This is a genomic window from uncultured Alteromonas sp. (assembly GCF_963976965.1).
Taxonomy (GTDB): Bacteria; Pseudomonadota; Gammaproteobacteria; order Enterobacterales; family Alteromonadaceae; genus Alteromonas; species Alteromonas naphthalenivorans.
On the sequence record NZ_CAXBMP010000031.1, the window covers coordinates 1 to 17,592 of the forward strand.

The window sequence follows — 17,592 nt, forward strand, 5'->3', positions numbered from 1 at the left end:
TGACACTCTTAATGAGTGCCCACACAGATTGTCTTGTTATAAATTGTTAAAGAACTATCGTGCAAAAATCATAATGCGAAGCATTCTGTTTTTGCGCAAGGAGGACTAACACTACATATAGTTGCTTAGACTTCCTCACCTCACCCGAACGGCCATTGCCTTTTCGATGAGCGCTTCTCTTCGAAGCGGATGCGCATTCTACGCGTTTCGTTTTCAGTGTCAACGTTTTTCGTAAATTTCTTTTCGAACCGTTGTTAACTCCAAAGAGTTAATGAAAACTGCTTTTCCAGTGTTGTTACCAACTCCTTGAAGCGAGGCGCGCATTCTACGCGTTTCGGTTTTCATGTCAACACTTTCAGAAAATTAATTTCAAAAGCATTTCGTTGTAAACCTCGCCAGCACTGCCTTTCAAGCTGTAGTGACTTGCTTGGCCAGTGTAAGTTATTTTACTTTCCTGTCGAAGCGGATGCGCATTCTAGAGATTTCTGAGGCAAGGTCAACCTCTTTTTAATAATTCATAAAAAAAGCGACCTAGAAGGTCGCTTTTTAGTCGTTTGGTATATTAATACAACTAACTCATCACTATTAATGACTGAGAGGCGTGTTTTTACACTTTATTAGACGACTCTTCGTCTTGCTGCCCTTCGCTACTATCAACAGTATCGGTCGTACTATTAGCATCAGCATCAAAGTCTGCATCTTCTTCTTGCTCACCTACTACGTCGTTCAACGTAACTTTATCGACGGTTCTAAATGTATTGATTGGGCCAGCAAGCGCGTAAAGAGAAAACACAATAAAGAGTACTAAAGCAGGCTCTGTTGCTACCACCACAAATATAAGTAGCACAATAAGCAGCCCTACGAAAGGAACCTTCCCATGCCAATTCAATTCTTTGAAAGAATTGTATTTGAAGTTACTCACCATTAGTAGGCCAGCGAAACCAGTAACTAATGCCACTACAATTCCGTAGTCTGTACCTACAGCATCATATTCAACGCCTACCCAGACTAAGCCAGCAACTACTGCTGCTGCAGCTGGGCTAGCCAAGCCTTGGAAGAAGCGTTTATCGGCAATACCAACCTGCGTATTAAATCGTGCTAAACGTAAAGCGGCACCTGCCACATAAACAAAGGCTGCTAACCAACCGAATTTACCGAGCTCAGTTAAGCCCCAGTTGTATGCGACTAACGCTGGCGCCATACCAAATGAAACCATATCGGCCATTGAGTCATATTCAGCACCGAAATCGCTTTGCGTATTCGTCATACGCGCAACCCGGCCATCTAATCCATCAAAAACCATAGCAACAAATATAGCTACAGCTGCTGCTTCAAATCTTCCTGTCATCGAAGACACTACTGCAAAAAAGCCTGAAAATAGACCTGCAGTGGTTAGTAGATTGGGAAGAAGATAAATCCCTTTTCGCTTTTGTTCAGACATAAGTCCTCATATATACATAAATAACTAATTCAATTATTTCATAGTTCATTGCTGGCGCATAGATAACATTCTTAGTCAGTCTTTAACCGCAACTGATATGTAGGTATTTAACCATATACGTAACGTCGCTCCCCGTTTAGTTATCATATACGCATCATGTTGAAGTTCACGATGTCTACTCTGCCTGTAAAAAGTAGAGCTAAATATCGTACGAACTACACCTTTATATATTTAAAGAAGGTCTAGTTATAATGCGTTTACTTAATGTATCAATACTTACCGCGGGCTTTATTGGTTTAACCCTATTGCCACTTTCCGCTGCTGAAGCAGGTTCTAACAAATGGCATAATTCCGACTACTCAGGGTGCAGCTCAAATAATAGCTCATCTAACAACGATTTATGCGAATCTGCTTTAGGCGAGAATATCTATGACCTCGTTGATGATGGCGTACAATCAGGAACAGATCCTCTCAATAGCACCATTTCGGTTAACGGGGTAAACATTTCTGTCTCCGCTTGGTCCGACACCTACGGTAAAAACGATGACCTTGTTGTAGATGCGAAGTTAGAAAAAATCTCTGACTACTATGGGTACGGTGTAACAAATGATGATTGGGAAACTTACTATAACCCTGATCACGCTATAGACAATGTAAATAAAGTAAACGGTAACGTCACAGACTTCGATTTCGTTTTGTTGTCATTCGACCAGGCCGTTTCAGTAACAGGCGCAAGCTTTTCCTGGCTATACAGCAACAGCGACTCACAAGTATCTGTGGCCGCACTTGATTCCATTTCAGGTTTAACCTCAGGCAGTCAAACCTGGAGCGATATTGTTGCAGATGCACTGACAACTGCCTCTTATGATATAGAAAATTGTGACTATGTAGAACATAGGGCAGATTTCGATATTTCAGACACTTCCCAGTATTGGTTAATCGGTGCTTATAATACAGTTTTTGAAAATATCGGAGGTTATATTGGAAATGATGCCTTTAAGCTTTCATCAGTTGGATTTTCTGTAGCAAATGATAGTCCACCGGCCCCCTCAGCTGAAGTGAGTGAGCCAACCACGTTAGGCTTATTGCTCGCAGGTGTTTTTCTTGTTGCTTGGCGTAGAAAACAGCTTTGAATGGCGCTTACGTAAGAAGTGCTACTTTAGTTTAAAACTGACAGGTATTACCTGTCAGTTTTTTTTACTACCATTAAAACAACATCATAAAATTACAACAAAATCAACAATATAATAAATGGCACACTAAATGCTTACTAATTATCATTATGGTGAATATTAGTGGTAATGAAACATATGAAAGGCTTAACAAGTTTTGCGTTTAGCGTAGCTGTATTATTGACCGGAAACGTTCTGGCTGATGATAGTCTCAGTGAAGCAACCTATTCTCTTTTTGAAAATGGAATTACTCAAACTTTAACTCCATCTGCCTCACATGGTTCTTTGATTAACATTGACGGAACAGATGTTTATGTCGGTATTACAGCATGGTCGGACACAGGGAACTTAAGCAGTTCTTCGTCTAAAGATACAAAATTAGACCAAGGCGACATCAAAGGCTGGAGCTCTTACGGCAACGTCGGTTATGGCATCTTGAATGGCGATTATTCGTGGGGTGGAGATAGTCATTCGGCTGATAATTACAATGATGACGGTAAAGATGATTTCGATATGTTTTTACTGAGTTTTAGTGAAGACGTGACTCTTCAGGGATCATCATTTTCTTGGGTAAATGGAAATAATGGAACCAAAGAGGTGACTGTTGCGGGGTTAAGTGACATTAATTCGTTTAGCGATAGCGTAGAGTCAACATGGGCTAGTGTTTCAAGTTCTATTGTTGCGGGTACACTCGGTCACTTTGGTATAGGCAGTAGAGACAGTTCAACAAATTTGTATGAATCTAAATTTACGACGTTAACGAATTCTGCAAAATACTGGTTAGTCGGTGCATATAATACTGTTTTTGATGATAGTTCAAGCACTTATCACGGAGTAGGCTTTAAGCTTTCTTCACTTGACCTAGCGATTCAAAAATCTACAACGCCTCCACCGGCTCCAACACCGGTTAGCGAGCCAGGTGCACTTGCGCTGATGAGTATAGGACTTGGCCTTTTAGCTTACCGCCGTAAGCGTCGCGTTTAATTGTTTTAATACGCAGGGAAAACACGTATCTTTATAAGGTGGCTTAGGCCACCTTTTTTTATGCTATTTTTAAGCTTGTAGCTGGGTAATATTTTAAGGTAATTATGGATTTGGTTAATAATAAAAAAGGTTTTTTCAAGCGAGCACTTGTCACGGCTATCGCGACCTCAATTTTTGCTTTCAATAGTTTCGCAACAACTTCTGAAGATTATGAAAAAGCACTCTCAGCTTTTAACGAGACAGCTTACGATGAAGCCTATATACACCTAAAAAACAGCTTACAAAAAGATCCCGAAAACCTTGCTGCAAAAATGTTGATGGGTGAAATTTTACTTATTAACGGTTATTTAAACGCAGCTGAATTGGAATTTGTAGAGGCGCTAGAAATGGGCGCCGATATAAATTTATTGGCTGAGTTGCTGGGCAACACTTGGCTGTTCATGAACAAGTATCAAAGCATCGTCGATTTCACCGATGTGGACAAGTTATCTGGTGACGCTGAGCGGGAGTGGTTACTGATAAGAGCTACCGCGTGCGTTCGATTAGAAGATAGTGAATGTGCGCTTAAAGATTACAATACGATTGTGGCCTCTTCACCTAATTTTGTGCCAGCGATAAACGGGCTAGCCTCTATTGCTTTGCAAAACGAAGAGTTAGTTGAAGCCAACCAACTTATACAGAACGCGATTTCCATCGAGCCAGAAAACGCTATTTCATGGAGATTAAAAGGACAATTAGCTTACCGTCAAGGCGATAAAGATGCCGCTACTGCCAATTTACAAAAAGCGCTCACGTTTAACCGAAACGACCCTATTGCGCTTCGTAATTTAGTTGATCTTTATTTAGAAGCGAAAGACTACGATACGGCAAAATTGTTTGTTGATGAGATTATTGAAGATACACCAAACGATCCTTTAGCTATCCTGTTGAACAGCTGGTTGCAAAGTAGAGATAACAAAGAGGCCATTGATAATAAAAAGCTAAAAGAGCTAAATGACTTTATGGCGCAACTGGATCCAGAGTTAATTACCTCTCAACCTATGTTGCTTTATATCAGTGGTTTAACTAATTTTTTCAATAACAACATGGAAACTGCGGCTAAAGATTTTTCCGCTTATCTGCAAAAAGAGCCCGAAGATTTGCAAGCAGTACTAATGCTCAGTCAAGTTTATATGGCTACCCAGCAAGACAAACAAGCACTGCTACTTCTAGAACGCTATCAAGAACCTTTAATGGAAAACCCCGACTCTGCACTTATGTTGGGTGATCTTTTCATTCGTCAAAAAAAGTCATTTAAAGCTGAACGACTGCTTCGAAATTTGGAAGAAAAATATCCTGATGAAGGAAAACTTCAACTATTCAAAATTAAGTTGATGGCGGCTAGAGGCAAACAAGAGCAAGCCTTGTCTATTCTTCAAGAGAACCTACCAAAATACACACAAAATGCCGGTTTCCTATTTACTTATTCGTTAATGAATTTGCAAGCAGAGCGTTTTGAACCAGCCCTTGAAGGGGCTAACTTGCTAAACAAGCTATTCCCTGATGAAGCCGAGGTTTATAATTTAAAAGCCGGTATTCTTATTAGGCAGGGGCAACTAGAAGCGGCAAAAGAAAATATCGAAAAAGCACTCGAGCAAAACCCCACCCTCTTTCCTGCAAAGTTTAATTTAGCAGCTACAGAAAGTCGGTTGGGTAATGTTGATGAATCAAACGTGCTGGTAGAAGAGTTACTTATCCTATCGCCACAGCACAGTGAAACCCTAATGTTGAAAGCGTTCAACATGACTAAACAGGGCTATGTAGAACCAGCGAAACAGATTTATCTCGATGTACTTACCTTAGACCCATCGAATGTGGGTTCAAGAGAAAGACTGTCATCCTTGTATCAACAGCAAGGTGATACAAAAAATGCGTTGTATCACTTAGATCTATTGTTAAAGGATAACTTCGATAACGCAGAGTACTTACTTCGAAAAGCATCGCTACTCATAAACTCAAAGCAGCTTACTGAAGCAGAAAAAACGCTCAATATTGTTCGAAACTTTATTAACGACAACCCAAGAGATTTAGTAACGTATTCCGATTTGATACGCTCGCTAGGCAACAATGACCTGTCGCTCAACGCGATGGAGCGGGCATACAGTATTTCGCCAGAGAATAGCTCTATTTCTCTACGGTACGCCAGTTTACTGCTCGACTTACAAAACAATACTAAAGCTAAATCACTATTAAATGGCATGCCAAAAGCAAAAGAGCAAACTCCAATTTATTGGTATTTGATTGGCCGTTTAGAAGCTAATTTGAACAAAGACAATGCAGCAGTCGATGCTTACCTCAAGGCTCTGGATGTTAATCCAAGCTTTTCTCAAGCTTTCGTAGCCATTTATAATTACGCATTGAACGAAGAGTTTGTAGATACCTTTCTATCTAAATCTAGAGAATTAATAGCAGAAAATGACGCTAATTTATTAGCGAAAAACTTACTAGCGCAATATTTGTTTTTCATTCGAAATTTTGAAGAATCTACCGCACTATACAAAGAGTTAGTCGAGAACCCAAATACACTTAATCCAGCTGAGGCTTACAACCGTTTGGCTATTATGGCCGTTGAGGACTCATTAGAAACAGCCCATGCACACGCTAATACAGCCTTCGAACTACAGCCTAATTCAGCCAAAATACTTGATACCTTTGGTCATATAAAAGCATTGCGAGGCGAATATGAAACCAGCCTCAAACTATTACGCGACGCCTTTGCACGTGATGCCAATGATCCTAACATTCGCTATCACTTGGGTTACACATTGGCTAAATTAGGCAGAATTGAAGAAGCAAAAGAAGAATTAACCTTTGCGGTAAATGTGAAACGACCTTTCTTTAAACGTCCTGAAGCACAAAGCCTGCTTGATAGTCTCTAGCTACCTTCATTAACCTTTTCTCACGTTTAAAAAAGCCACACTATCTATCAAGATGTGTGGCTTTGTTTTATCTACACAGTCACTACTGCGGCATAGCTAATCAATCACTGGTTTGAAATCACTAGCTTTTCGTTATCCACACCTATTCTGATAACAGAATCTGGCACCAAATCACCAGAAAGTAACTTTTGTGCTAGCGGGTTTTCTATATGAACTTGAATTGCCCGTTTGAGTGGCCGAGCACCATATACTGGGTCGAACCCGGCATCAGCAAGTTTATCCATAGCTGCACCCGATAAATTAAGCTTATAACCTTTTTCTACTAACCTGGCACGTAGTGCTGCCAGTTGAATTTTGGCAATAGATTTAATTTCGTCTTTGCCAAGAGGATGGAATACCACAATGTCATCAACTCGGTTGATGAACTCAGGGCGGAAATGTTGCCCTACCACCGACATGACTGACGCTTTCATTTCTTCGTACTGACTTTCTTCATGCTGATTTTGAATGATGTCAGAACCTAAGTTAGACGTCATGATCACCACAGTATTTTTAAAATCTACGGTGCGGCCTTGTCCATCGGTCAAACGGCCATCGTCTAACACTTGTAGCAAGATATTAAAAACATCAGGATGCGCTTTCTCTACTTCGTCGAGCAAAATAACAGAGTAAGGTTTTCTGCGTACCGCTTCGGTCAAATAGCCGCCTTCTTCGTATCCAACATAACCAGGGGGAGCCCCAACTAATCGAGCAACCGAGTGACGCTCCATAAATTCCGACATATCAATACGCACCATGGCGTCTTCGGTGTCGAACATGAAACCGGCTAGTGCTTTACATAGTTCAGTTTTACCAACCCCTGTTGGGCCTAAAAATAAGAATGAGCCGATAGGACGGTTAGGATCCGCAAGACCAGCTCGAGAACGTCTGATGGCATTAGACACAGCCTCAACCGCTTCCCCCTGCCCTACTACACGTTTGTGTAATACATCTTCCATCTTAAGTAATTTATCACGCTCGCCTTCTAGCATTTTAGCGACAGGTATACCTGTCCATCGGGACAATACATCGGCAATTTCAACTTCGGTGACCTTATTTTTCACCAACTTAGTTTCTCGGGTTTCATTCTCAGATGCCCGCTCAAGTTTTGCTTCTAACTCGGGAATTCTGCCGTACTGAAGCTCAGACATACGATTTAAATCTGATGCTCTGCGCGCAATCTCTAAATCGAGCTTCGCTTGTTCAAGTGCCGACTTAATAGTTTGGGTACCTTGCATGGCTTCTTTCTCATCAAGCCATACTTTTTCAAAGTCATTGTATTTAGTTTCAGCCTGCTCACGTTCAAGCTCAATCATTTCTAAACGTTTATGGCTGGCATCATCAGTTTCTTTCGCAAGCGCTTGCTCTTCCAGCTTCAGTTGAATAATACGGCGCTCTAACCTGTCCATATCCTCAGGCTTTGAATCAATTTGAATGCGAATACTCGATGCTGCTTCATCAATTAAATCAATCGCTTTATCGGGGAGTTGTCTGTCGCTAATATAGCGATGAGACAAGCTGGCCGCCGCTACAATGGCAGGGTCGGTAATATCTACTGAATGGTGAAGTTCATACCGTTCTTTCAACCCCCGCAAGATAGCAATGGTGTCTTCTACGCTAGGTTCATCTACCACTACCTTTTGGAATCGGCGTTCAAGAGCGGCGTCTTTTTCGATATATTGGCGGTATTCATCAAGGGTTGTGGCGCCGACACAGTGCAATTCACCGCGGGCTAGCGCGGGTTTTAACATATTCCCCGCATCCATAGCACCATCGCCTTTTCCGGCGCCAACCATGGTATGCAGTTCGTCGACGAATAAAATAACGCGGCCTTCTTCTTTAGCTAATTCATTGAGAACCGCTTTAAGGCGCTCTTCAAATTCTCCACGGTATTTTGCGCCTGCCACCAGTGCGCCCATATCTAGAGAAAGTACACGCTTATTCTTGAGCCCTTCTGGTACTTCACCGTTAATAATACGCTGTGCTAAACCTTCAACAATCGCAGTTTTACCGACTCCAGGCTCACCAATCAACACGGGGTTATTCTTGGTTCTGCGTTGCAAAACTTGCACTGCACGACGAATTTCGTCATCGCGACCAATAACGGGGTCGAGTTTGCCTTGTTCTGCGCGCTCGGTTAAATCGGTGGTAAATTTTTCCAGTGCTTGACGCACGTCTTCAGCATTAGGATCGTTTACGGTTTGCCCGCCACGCATAGAATCAATGGCATTTTCAACGTTATCTTTGGTAATGTTAAGCTGCTTTAGAATTTCGCCTAACCGGCCGTTGTCTTGAATAGCGGCAAGTACGAAAATTTCAGAGGTAATATATTCATCTTTACGCTGCTGAGCGATTTTGTCGCACAGGTTAAGCAATATGCCACTTTGTTTACTTAGCTGTACATCACCGCCAATGCCATCAACACTAGCAATGCGGTCAACCGCTTCACTTAACGCCGAGCGAAGTGCATTCACATTTACATTTGCTTGGTCAAGTACGGGTCGTACCGAACCACCTTGCTGATTTAGCAAAGCCGTCATTAAATGTACAGGTTCGATGTATTGATGGTCGCGCCCAAGCGCTAAAGATTGAGCATCCGAAATGGCAAGTTGGAACTTATTGGTGAATCTGTCTAATCGCATAGCTAAACCCTAATAATGTCAAAATACCCTATACATTAGTTATGGGAGCTTATTGAATGAGATTCAAGAGAAACGATTAAAGTTTCGTAAACCTTTGATTTAGCGCAAACCTATTACACTTACCATTCTACCGGTAGATGTCTTGCCTTGATGCGTGGCCCTGCGGTGGGAGTAAAACTGTTTTTCATTGCAGTAGGTGCAAAGCTGACTATTAATGACGGTACCCACATTGAGCGATGCTAGCTGCTGGGTCGCAATGGCGGGTAAATCCAATTTAAACTTAGTGGGTATATCACCTTGGCATAATGCTGACGGATAATCTGCGAAGCGTTGTGCTAACGACGCATCTACTTCATAGCATTGCTGACAAATAGCGGGCCCGATCCAAGCCATTAACTCTGAAGCTTGGCTTGAAAAGTGGTTTACTGTGCGTCTAATAATTTCAGACTCAAGCCCTTTCCATCCGGCATGCACGGCGGCTACTTCCTTACCCGCATTATCACAAATAAGGATAGGTACGCAGTCAGCTGTCATTACCGCACAAAAATGCGTAGTACTTGTGGTATACGCTGCATCGCCTTCTGTCTCGCTAGAAGGCAACGTAACAACATGGTTACCATGAACTTGGTTTAACCACGTAATAGCATTGGCATAGGGCAAACCGGCACGATTTAATGCCACGGCTTTTTTGTCATCACCCACATGGTCACCAATATTGCACTGGGCATACTCCCCACGACTGGCACCTGGGTTATCGAGGTCACAGCCACTACCATCGCGGGTAGTGGTGTAAGCAACCACGTTATTAGGGCTATTCCATTGGGGCGTTATCATACCGAGTTCCGAGATGCAGTAACCATTATTCGTGATTCAGACATACCAGTTACACTGACTAAATCATATCCTCAGGATTTTCTTTAGAGTCTAAGCGTACCGCCGCTAATAAGTCTTGCATATCTTGCGGCAGTGGCGCTTGCCATGTCATCCACTCTTCCGTTTCTGGATGATATAAAGAAAGTTGCGCTGCGTGTAAAGCCTGACGCTGGAAACCCCGTAACGTGTTAACAAAGTCATCAGATGCACCTTTCGGTAAGCGAGGTCTGCCACTGTAGGTAGGGTCGCCTAGTAACGGATGCTTAATGTGGGCCATATGCACACGAATTTGGTGGGTCCTGCCTGTTTCCAGCTTTAAACGCAAATGCGTATAAGCACGAAACTTCTCGATAACACGAAAGTGAGTTACTGCAGGTTTACCATTTTCACGCACGGCCATATGTGTACGCTTAGTTGCATGGCGGCCAATAGGCTCATCCACTACACCACCCGCTACCATAGTACCCATTGCAACGGCTTCATACTCTCGGCTCATCACCCGCGTTTGAAGCTGGTCTACTAGGTGGGTTTGTGCTGGTAAGGTTTTCGCTACTACCATCAAGCCAGTTGTGTCTTTATCTAAACGGTGCACTATACCGGCACGAGGCACTTTATCGATGTCAGGAACATGATTAAGCAATGCGTTAAGCACGGTGCCACTTGGATTGCCCGCACCAGGATGAACCACTAAGTCAGCAGATTTGTTAATGACTAAAATATGTTCATCTTCATAAACAATATCCAATGCAATATCTTGCGCTTGGCTCGTGACCTGTATTTCTATTTCAGCACTAACAGTCACCACTTCATCCATTTGCATTTTATGGCGTGGTACTGTGATAACCTGTCCATCAACGGACACATTTCCGCCTTTGATCCAAGTTTTTAGCTTAGAACGTGAATATTCAGGGAACAAATCAGCTAAAACCTGATCTAACCGAAGACCAAAGTGCTCAGCCCCTGTGGTTGCTTCTAATTGTAATGTGTTGTCCGACTCTGTCATAACACCGATTATTAAGTGTAAAAAGGGTATTATAACAAGCTTTCAATCGGTACACTGCGTTGTTTACGAATTTGTATGGTTTTTATCATCGCGAGTACGTTAGAATAAGTGAACATGAGCTTAGACAGCGAAGTAATCAATACTGTTTAGCAGGAAAAAAGAACTATTATGAAATCAATTCGATTACTAGCACCTGTGTTATTAGGTGCAATGGTATCTGTCGCAGGCTGTAGTAGCTCCTCCGACGAAGAAGAAAAAGCCGTAATGGCTAATATGGGTGCGCAACAGCTGTATAACAGAGCCAAGCAAAGCATGGAAGTGGGTAACTTCAGTGCTGCAGCCCAGACATTAGGCGCATTAGACTCTCGCTATCCATTTGGTCCGCTTTCGCACCAAGTACAATTGGACCTTATCTACAGTTACTACAAATCCGGTAAAAGTGATGAGACGTTGGCCACTATCGATAGGTTTATTCGTCTTAATCCAAACCACTCAGATGTTGATTATGCCTACTATATGCGCGGCCTAACCAACATGGAGTCTGACAGTAACCTGTTTCAAGATTTAATGAACATTGATAGGACTGACCGAGATCCTTCGAAATCTCGTCAGGCTTTTGAAGATTTCAGACGCTTAATGCAGCAATACCCTGACAGTAAATATGCTGCAGACGCTCGCAAGCGCATGCTTCATATTAAAGACAGGCTTGCACGATACGAAATTGCTATTGCCCGCTTCTATATGCGCAGACACGCTTATGTTGCAGCAGCTAACCGTGGTAGATATGTTATCGAGCACTTCCCTGAAAGTACGCAAATTCAGCAAGCGCTTGAAATCATGGTGTCTAGTTACGAGCAATTAGGCTTGGATGATTTGCGTGGAAACGCAATGAAGACATTAAAGCTAAACTTCCCTGAAAGTGATTTTATTAGCTAATGACGCGAATAACTATATCAAAAAAGCGCAGTTCATAATGAACTGCGCTTTTTTTTGATTTTAAACTTTTACAAAGGAAATATTTGGATGCTGCTATTGCGAAAGGTTAGCGAAAGAAAAGATGACTAAACGGATTAAGAAGGCGCGCTATACCTGAAGTAAAATGCAAAGGCTGATCGACAATAGTAAAAACCAAGCAACCTTGGGTGTTATCTGACCGAGGTGTGTGAGTGTTTTGGCCATCCATAAAGATAAAATCGCCGGAGTCGTAGTTGTTAAGCCCGTCACTGAATTCGCCGTTAATGACTAACGTATATTCGGTGCCTCGGTGAGTATGTTCAGGAACACTTCCACCTTTACCCATGTAAATAAAGTTAGCTACACCTTGGCTACCTAAATCTACTGGTGCTTGCCACAGCTTACCTACCAAGCTAGACCAACCACCTGTCTTCTCTTTATACCGCTGAAGTGTTCGTGGCAAGACAAAGTTTCTACCATCAAGCTCAATAGAATCATTAGCAGCCATGCTGACTTCTGTGTTTGTGTTCTGCTTTCTGGGCGATTGTTTCTGTTGTGAACCGGTATCGGCTTCAACAGATGACGGCGATTGGGTAATTTGCGCAATCATCGCGCTATAATCGGCTTTAAGATCAACTTGCTTAAAACCATTATCTTCTAGTAATGAACCAGCAAGGCGCTCGGTTTCTTGCTCCACAAACCGCTGACATGTGCTACACATATCACAATGTGCGGAAACCATCAGCGAAACGGCCGGCGATAAATCCCCGTCCACAAATGAAACAAGTTGTTGAGCACTTGGGTGGAACCTAATCATTACTCTGCAACATACCTTTTAGTCTTTGAAGTGCCAAACGGGTTCTTGATTTAACCGTACCCAAAGGAATATCTAATTCATCAGCGACTTCTTGCTGTGATTTACCATCAATATAGATTGCTTCGATCACTGCTTTTTGTTTTACAGGAAGCGATTCAAACAAATAACCGATTTGTTCTAATGTAACTTGTTCATCAAGAGGTGCTTCGTTTAAGTCTGCAGTTTGTTCACACAATACTGGCCATAAATCATCAGAACACACATCTTCTTTTCGGTTTTGAAGCTTACGAAGCATATCAAAACGAATGTTTCGAGCAATAGTGAAAATCCACGTAGATGGCGAACCTTTTTCCGCATTAAACAAATGCGCTTTTTGCCACACGTTCGACATAGTGTCTTGAACTAGCTCCATGGCAAGGGCTTCGTTACCCATCTGCTTTAAAGCGTATGAACGAAGTCTTGGAGCAAAGTAATTAAAAACTCGCGCAAAAGATGCTTTACAACGCTTTTGGGCAACTTCTACTAGGTAATCTGACATCTCAACCGCGCATTCTTTCGGTTTAATCGTACTCTTACTTTGTTCTAAAGGAATTCCAACTAACATAAGGTTTCGTCCGTTTATCCGATTCGATTAATATATTTTACAAACAAACGATGAAAGAAGTTCGAAAAAATCGCCAAATCCACATTACAATTGTTTAATGGAATTTAAGAAGTTTTCTCTTAATTCGTTTTATCGAATTAAAGCACAAAGATAGTTAAGTAAGTTCTTGTCGCCACCCTCTTTAAGAAACTGCTGCTTTTGTCCACCATCAACAGGTAACAATTCAAGCCACCGTCTTAACACCCATATAGGGTCGTCAAACTGGGTTTCTTCGTAGAGTGATGCTATCTCCGTATACTTCGCAAAAATTTCTTTCAAACGCTCATTTATAGGCGCTAATTGCTGAGGTGATATTTCGCAGTTCCAAGGCGATACAGAACGACAATGGCCTGTACGTAACCCATCTGATTCAACTGCTACATCAGTTACCTCAACTAACTCTAATCCAGCAACCTTTATGCCAAGCAAGCCGTCATCGAGTAAATCGAAGTCGACAACCTTAGCGTAGGTACCAATCGGATAAATATGTTCATTACGGGATTTATCACCAGATGCGTTTAGCATACACATCACAAACCCTTTATTTTCAGCGCATGCCTGCTTAACCATGCGCGTGTACCTTGGCTCGAAAATACGTAACGCCATGCGTCCTTCTGGAAGCAAGTGGGCAGATAACGGAAATAGTGGAATCGATGTCTTACTCATAAACTCTTAACTCTTTTGGTCATAAGCAATTACGCCACTGTGAACAAATTGGATCGCTAGGGAAAAAATTTCACACTTTAGTCTAGGGGCAATGATCCTACGCGCCGCTTTATTTGTAGAATGACTATATTAAGAAAACGTTAACTAACTCGGTTACGCTTGGAATAATAGAACGATAATCAAAATAGCGTGTATAGTAGTTACAAACATACTTTAACGAGTATTAGCAATAGTAACAAAGAGTTACATAGCTGTTTTACGTTAGCAAATTAACAAAGTGAAGAAGTGATGACTGTATTAGATAGATTCTCAACCATGTACGCCGATATATGCCAAATCACTCTAGATGACTTAGCCGATATATATGCTTCCAACGTTACATTTGTTGACCCTATCACTACCCACCATGGCCTAGATGATGTTCAGAAGTATTTTGCAAACTTGCTCGAGCAAGCCGAGCGTTGTCAGTTTGACATATCGATGATTGCGCCAGTGAGTAGTAACAGTGTGACTCATATTGTTAACTGGACGATGAACCTCAAACTTAAACAAAGTGACAAGCTGATAACCGTAGATGGGAACACCCAACTAACGGTAAAGGATGACATTATTGTTTATCACAAAGATTATTATGATTTAGGGGAAATGGTATATGAACACATTCCTCTGTTAGGCTTCTTTGTGAAGAAAATTAAAAAGAGGTTAGCGAAATGAAGACATTACTCATTACAGGCGCCACCTCGGGTATTGGCAAAGCATTAGCACTTCATGCAGCAGAAAAAGGCTATCAGGTAATTGCATGCGGAAGAAACCAAGGTGTTCTAGATGAACTGGCCTCGAAACCAAATATTAAGCCGCTCAAATTTGATGTCACTTCTCTTGAAGATGCAAAACAGGCGCTACACAACGTAAAGTGCGATGTTGCTATTTTAAATGCAGGCACCTGCGAATATGTAGATATTGATGAATTCGAGTCAGATATGTTTAGACGCGTTTTCGAGACCAACTTTTTTGGGGTAGTTCACTGTGTAGAGGCGCTAATTCCTTCATTAAAGAGAGGAAATAAGCTAGTCATCGTGGATAGTATGGCTCGCCTTCTCCCGTTTACCCGTTCTCAGGCTTATGGGGCGAGCAAGGCAGCCCTTCACTATTTTACGAAAAGCTTAGAGGTAGATTTACACGACCGCGGTATAAAGGTTCAAGCGGTATCACCAGGCTTTGTCGAAACCCCTCTTACTGACAAAAATGACTTTGATATGCCAATGAAAATTACGGCCACTGAAGCGGCGGAGTCTATGCTCAAAGGTATTGAAACCGACAAGCAAACCGTTTTTTTCCCCCGCATGTTTGGCCTCATACTTCGGTTTATGCATATTTTACCGGTTGGATTACAAAAAAAATTATCACTATCAATGCGAGAAAAGCAGTAGAGCACAATAACAATGACAAAAAATGTAGCGATTATTGGGACAGGCATTTCAGGCCTGACTTGCGGGTATTTGTTAAATGAAACGGCTGATATAACGGTTTATGAGGCCAATGATTACATTGGAGGGCACACCGCCACTAAGAAAATCAATGATGATGGCATTGAACGAAATATCGATACCGGTTTCATTGTATTTAATGATTGGACCTACCCTAGATTTATAAAGCTGATGAAGCAACTTGATGTTGCATACCAACCTACCGAGATGAGCTTTTCTGTTACCAGTAAGAAAGCTAACATCGAGTACAATGGTAATACGATTAACAGCCTATTTGCACAGCGTAGAAATATACTACGCCCGAGGTTTTGGCGCATTGTACGCGACATTCTGAAGTTTAATAAAGCTTGTAAAGCTTTTGTCGCCGAGAAGAGAGACACTTCTTCAATGACACTTCAAGATGTTATTAACGAGCTAAAGTTAAGTGATGACTTTGCGCGCTACTATATTTTGCCCATGTGCGCCGCTATTTGGTCTGCAAGTCTCGCCCAAACTAGGCAGTTCCCGCTGACTTTCTTTCTTCAGTTTTTTAACAACCACGGTTTACTCAATATAAGTGACAGGCCACAGTGGTATACCATTAAAGGTGGCTCTAGCACTTATATCCCTCCGTTAATCGCCAGTTTTCAAGACAAGATAAAGCTATCATGTGGCGTTACTAATGTTAAGAAAGTGGGTGATACGTGGCAGGTTACTGACACATCTGGCGCTCAAGCCATATTTGATCACGTTATTTTTGCTTGTCATAGCGACCAAGCATTGGCCATGCTAGATACCCCCACCGACGCTCAGCAAGCTGTGTTGGGCGCCATTGGCTTTGCTGAAAACGATGTCCTCATGCACAAAGATACAAACCAACTTCCTAAGCGCAAGCTTGCATGGGCAAGTTGGAATTACCGCTTAAAAGACGATGCTGACGAGGAAGAAAGACCGGCTTCGGTGACTTACGATATGAATATTCTCCAGCGATTAGACGCAGCTAATACCTACTGCGTCACCCTTAATAACACGGATGAAATTGATACAAGCGCGGTATTGGGTAGCTATCAATATGCGCATCCTCAATTTAGTGAAGTTATGGTGAACGCACAACAGCGCCGAAGCCAAATATGTGGTGTGGATAATCTGCATTTTTGCGGCGCCTACTGGTATAACGGCTTCCATGAAGATGGTGTGCACAGCGCATTAGATGTATGCGAGCGATTTGGAGTTAACCTTTGATGGATAGCGCTATTTATGAAGGAAAGGTGTATCACGAGCGCTTTTCACCTACCCAACATAAGTTCGACTATCATATTTATTTGTTCTGGATAAAATTAAACGAAGTCGATGCATTGCCAGCAGCCTTGAAACACTTCTCTGTTAATTCAAAAGCGAGAGTGCGCTTCAAACGTGAAGATTACTTAGGTGATAGCAACACGCCATTAGACCAAAGCGTACTAGAAAAAATGAACAGTTTAAGTGAGGATACCTTAAGCGGTGATGTATATATGCTTGGGCAGCTTCGTATGTGGGGAATGTATTTCAGCCCAGTTAATTTTTACTATTTAAAGGGTAAAGACGATGCCTTTACCCATGTATTAGCAGAAGTCAGCAATACCCCTTGGAATGAGCGGCATTACTATTTGGTAGATTTAGCCGTGCAAGCAGATACACCAAAAGCGTTCCACGTATCGCCGTTTAACCCCATGGACATGACGTACAAATGGCGAATAACACAACCTAGCCAACGCCTATCATTAACGATGGACTGTGTTCGAGGCGAAAAAGAGTTCAATGCTGGAATTAATTTAACACGGCTTTCATTAGATAATGCGAATCTAAGTCGGGTTATGAAACGTATACCTAGTATGACCATTAGAACAATGATTGGCATATATTGGCAGGCGTTAAAGTTACTTATAAAGCGTACGCCACTTTATAACCACCCTAAGAAAAGTCAGGAATAATAAC

General features: G+C 42.0%; 15 protein-coding genes. 8 read left to right on the forward strand and 7 right to left on the reverse strand.

All coding sequences use genetic code 11. The features are described from left to right. Positions 1 to 607: 607 nt before the first annotated feature. Complete coding sequence (gene pssA, locus AAC006_RS17785) at positions 608 to 1,441, reverse strand: CDP-diacylglycerol--serine O-phosphatidyltransferase (RefSeq protein ID WP_013783389.1); 834 nt, start codon at positions 1,439 to 1,441, stop codon at positions 608 to 610. 251 nt (positions 1,442 to 1,692) lie between these two features. Here pssA and xdp1 (AAC006_RS17790) point away from each other — a divergent pair, with 251 nt between their 5' ends. From xdp1 (AAC006_RS17790) to prsT, 3 genes are all read left to right on the forward strand, one after another. Next, entirely contained in the window at positions 1,693 to 2,574 is an 882-nt protein-coding gene (xdp1, locus tag AAC006_RS17790; protein WP_013783388.1) for an exosortase-dependent surface protein XDP1, read from the forward strand. 168 nt (positions 2,575 to 2,742) lie between these two features. Beyond that, on the forward strand, positions 2,743 to 3,597 hold the full coding sequence (gene xdp1, locus AAC006_RS17795) for an exosortase-dependent surface protein XDP1 (RefSeq protein ID WP_049791745.1): 855 nt from the start codon (positions 2,743 to 2,745) through the stop codon (positions 3,595 to 3,597). A gap of 104 nt (positions 3,598 to 3,701) precedes the next feature. Further along, positions 3,702 to 6,515 (forward strand): XrtA/PEP-CTERM system TPR-repeat protein PrsT, encoded by a 2,814-nt coding sequence (gene prsT / locus AAC006_RS17800; RefSeq protein WP_013783386.1) that lies wholly within the window; start codon positions 3,702 to 3,704, stop codon positions 6,513 to 6,515. A gap of 104 nt (positions 6,516 to 6,619) precedes the next feature. Here prsT and clpB read toward each other — a convergent pair whose 3' ends face one another. The 3 genes from clpB to rluD form a co-directional block, all read right to left on the reverse strand. Then, positions 6,620 to 9,196, reverse strand: coding sequence for an ATP-dependent chaperone ClpB (gene clpB, locus AAC006_RS17805; RefSeq protein WP_013783385.1), 2,577 nt, complete (start codon positions 9,194 to 9,196; stop codon positions 6,620 to 6,622). A gap of 99 nt (positions 9,197 to 9,295) precedes the next feature. Then, a complete protein-coding gene (gene pgeF / locus AAC006_RS17810; protein ID WP_013783384.1) occupies positions 9,296 to 10,030 on the reverse strand; it encodes a peptidoglycan editing factor PgeF in 735 nt (244 codons plus the stop codon). A gap of 58 nt (positions 10,031 to 10,088) precedes the next feature. Continuing rightward, positions 10,089 to 11,072 carry a 23S rRNA pseudouridine(1911/1915/1917) synthase RluD gene (rluD, locus tag AAC006_RS17815; protein WP_339892059.1) on the reverse strand — a complete coding sequence of 328 codons (984 nt, stop codon included), beginning with the start codon at positions 11,070 to 11,072 and terminating at the stop codon, positions 10,089 to 10,091. A gap of 168 nt (positions 11,073 to 11,240) precedes the next feature. Between rluD and AAC006_RS17820 the strand changes: the two genes are divergently transcribed. Continuing rightward, a complete protein-coding gene (locus AAC006_RS17820) occupies positions 11,241 to 12,008 on the forward strand; it encodes an outer membrane protein assembly factor BamD (protein WP_013783382.1) in 768 nt (255 codons plus the stop codon). Positions 12,009 to 12,114: 106 nt separating this feature from the next. On the opposite strand, the gene AAC006_RS17825 is transcribed toward AAC006_RS17820, so the two are convergent. The 3 genes from AAC006_RS17825 to AAC006_RS17835 all read right to left on the reverse strand — a co-directional run bounded on the left by AAC006_RS17825 (position 12,115) and on the right by AAC006_RS17835 (position 14,152). Next, on the reverse strand, positions 12,115 to 12,843 hold the full coding sequence (locus AAC006_RS17825) for a ChrR family anti-sigma-E factor (RefSeq protein ID WP_013783381.1): 729 nt from the start codon (positions 12,841 to 12,843) through the stop codon (positions 12,115 to 12,117). Further along, positions 12,836 to 13,447, reverse strand: coding sequence for a sigma-70 family RNA polymerase sigma factor (locus AAC006_RS17830; RefSeq protein WP_013783380.1), 612 nt, complete (start codon positions 13,445 to 13,447; stop codon positions 12,836 to 12,838). The genes AAC006_RS17825 and AAC006_RS17830 overlap by 8 nt, the downstream gene beginning before the upstream one ends. 129 nt (positions 13,448 to 13,576) lie before the next feature. Beyond that, positions 13,577 to 14,152, reverse strand: a complete 576-nt coding sequence (locus tag AAC006_RS17835) for an LON peptidase substrate-binding domain-containing protein (protein ID WP_013783379.1) — start codon at positions 14,150 to 14,152, stop codon at positions 13,577 to 13,579. 288 nt (positions 14,153 to 14,440) lie between these two features. Between AAC006_RS17835 and AAC006_RS17840 the strand changes: the two genes are divergently transcribed. Genes AAC006_RS17840 through AAC006_RS17855 form a run of 4 tightly spaced genes read left to right on the forward strand, consistent with a single transcriptional unit; the run spans position 14,441 to position 17,588 of the window. Then, complete coding sequence (locus tag AAC006_RS17840) at positions 14,441 to 14,866, forward strand: nuclear transport factor 2 family protein (protein WP_208806043.1); 426 nt, start codon at positions 14,441 to 14,443, stop codon at positions 14,864 to 14,866. Continuing rightward, positions 14,863 to 15,582, forward strand: coding sequence for an SDR family NAD(P)-dependent oxidoreductase (locus AAC006_RS17845; RefSeq protein WP_013783377.1), 720 nt, complete (start codon positions 14,863 to 14,865; stop codon positions 15,580 to 15,582). The genes AAC006_RS17840 and AAC006_RS17845 overlap by 4 nt, the downstream gene beginning before the upstream one ends. 12 nt (positions 15,583 to 15,594) lie before the next feature. Continuing rightward, a complete protein-coding gene (locus AAC006_RS17850) occupies positions 15,595 to 16,860 on the forward strand; it encodes an FAD-dependent oxidoreductase (RefSeq protein WP_013783376.1) in 1,266 nt (421 codons plus the stop codon). Then, complete coding sequence (locus AAC006_RS17855) at positions 16,857 to 17,588, forward strand: DUF1365 domain-containing protein (protein WP_148259075.1); 732 nt, start codon at positions 16,857 to 16,859, stop codon at positions 17,586 to 17,588. The genes AAC006_RS17850 and AAC006_RS17855 overlap by 4 nt, the downstream gene beginning before the upstream one ends. The last annotated feature ends 4 nt before the right edge of the window (positions 17,589 to 17,592 follow it).

What these genes read in the sequence shown, in the direction of transcription:
- pgeF (WP_013783384.1), bottom strand. Translation starts at nt 10,030, where the DNA reads ATGATAACGCCCCAATGGAATAGCCCTAATAACGTGGTTGCTTACACC.
- clpB (WP_013783385.1), bottom strand. Translation starts at nt 9,196, where the DNA reads ATGCGATTAGACAGATTCACCAATAAGTTCCAACTTGCCATTTCGGAT.
- AAC006_RS17825 (WP_013783381.1), bottom strand. Translation starts at nt 12,843, where the DNA reads ATGATTAGGTTCCACCCAAGTGCTCAACAACTTGTTTCATTTGTGGAC.
- xdp1 (WP_049791745.1), top strand. Translation starts at nt 2,743, where the DNA reads ATGAAACATATGAAAGGCTTAACAAGTTTTGCGTTTAGCGTAGCTGTA.
- AAC006_RS17830 (WP_013783380.1), bottom strand. Translation starts at nt 13,447, where the DNA reads ATGTTAGTTGGAATTCCTTTAGAACAAAGTAAGAGTACGATTAAACCG.
- prsT (WP_013783386.1), top strand. Translation starts at nt 3,702, where the DNA reads ATGGATTTGGTTAATAATAAAAAAGGTTTTTTCAAGCGAGCACTTGTC.
- AAC006_RS17840 (WP_208806043.1), top strand. Translation starts at nt 14,441, where the DNA reads ATGACTGTATTAGATAGATTCTCAACCATGTACGCCGATATATGCCAA.
- AAC006_RS17845 (WP_013783377.1), top strand. Translation starts at nt 14,863, where the DNA reads ATGAAGACATTACTCATTACAGGCGCCACCTCGGGTATTGGCAAAGCA.
- rluD (WP_339892059.1), bottom strand. Translation starts at nt 11,072, where the DNA reads ATGACAGAGTCGGACAACACATTACAATTAGAAGCAACCACAGGGGCT.
- AAC006_RS17835 (WP_013783379.1), bottom strand. Translation starts at nt 14,152, where the DNA reads ATGAGTAAGACATCGATTCCACTATTTCCGTTATCTGCCCACTTGCTT.
- xdp1 (WP_013783388.1), top strand. Translation starts at nt 1,693, where the DNA reads ATGCGTTTACTTAATGTATCAATACTTACCGCGGGCTTTATTGGTTTA.
- pssA (WP_013783389.1), bottom strand. Translation starts at nt 1,441, where the DNA reads ATGTCTGAACAAAAGCGAAAAGGGATTTATCTTCTTCCCAATCTACTA.
- AAC006_RS17850 (WP_013783376.1), top strand. Translation starts at nt 15,595, where the DNA reads ATGACAAAAAATGTAGCGATTATTGGGACAGGCATTTCAGGCCTGACT.
- AAC006_RS17820 (WP_013783382.1), top strand. Translation starts at nt 11,241, where the DNA reads ATGAAATCAATTCGATTACTAGCACCTGTGTTATTAGGTGCAATGGTA.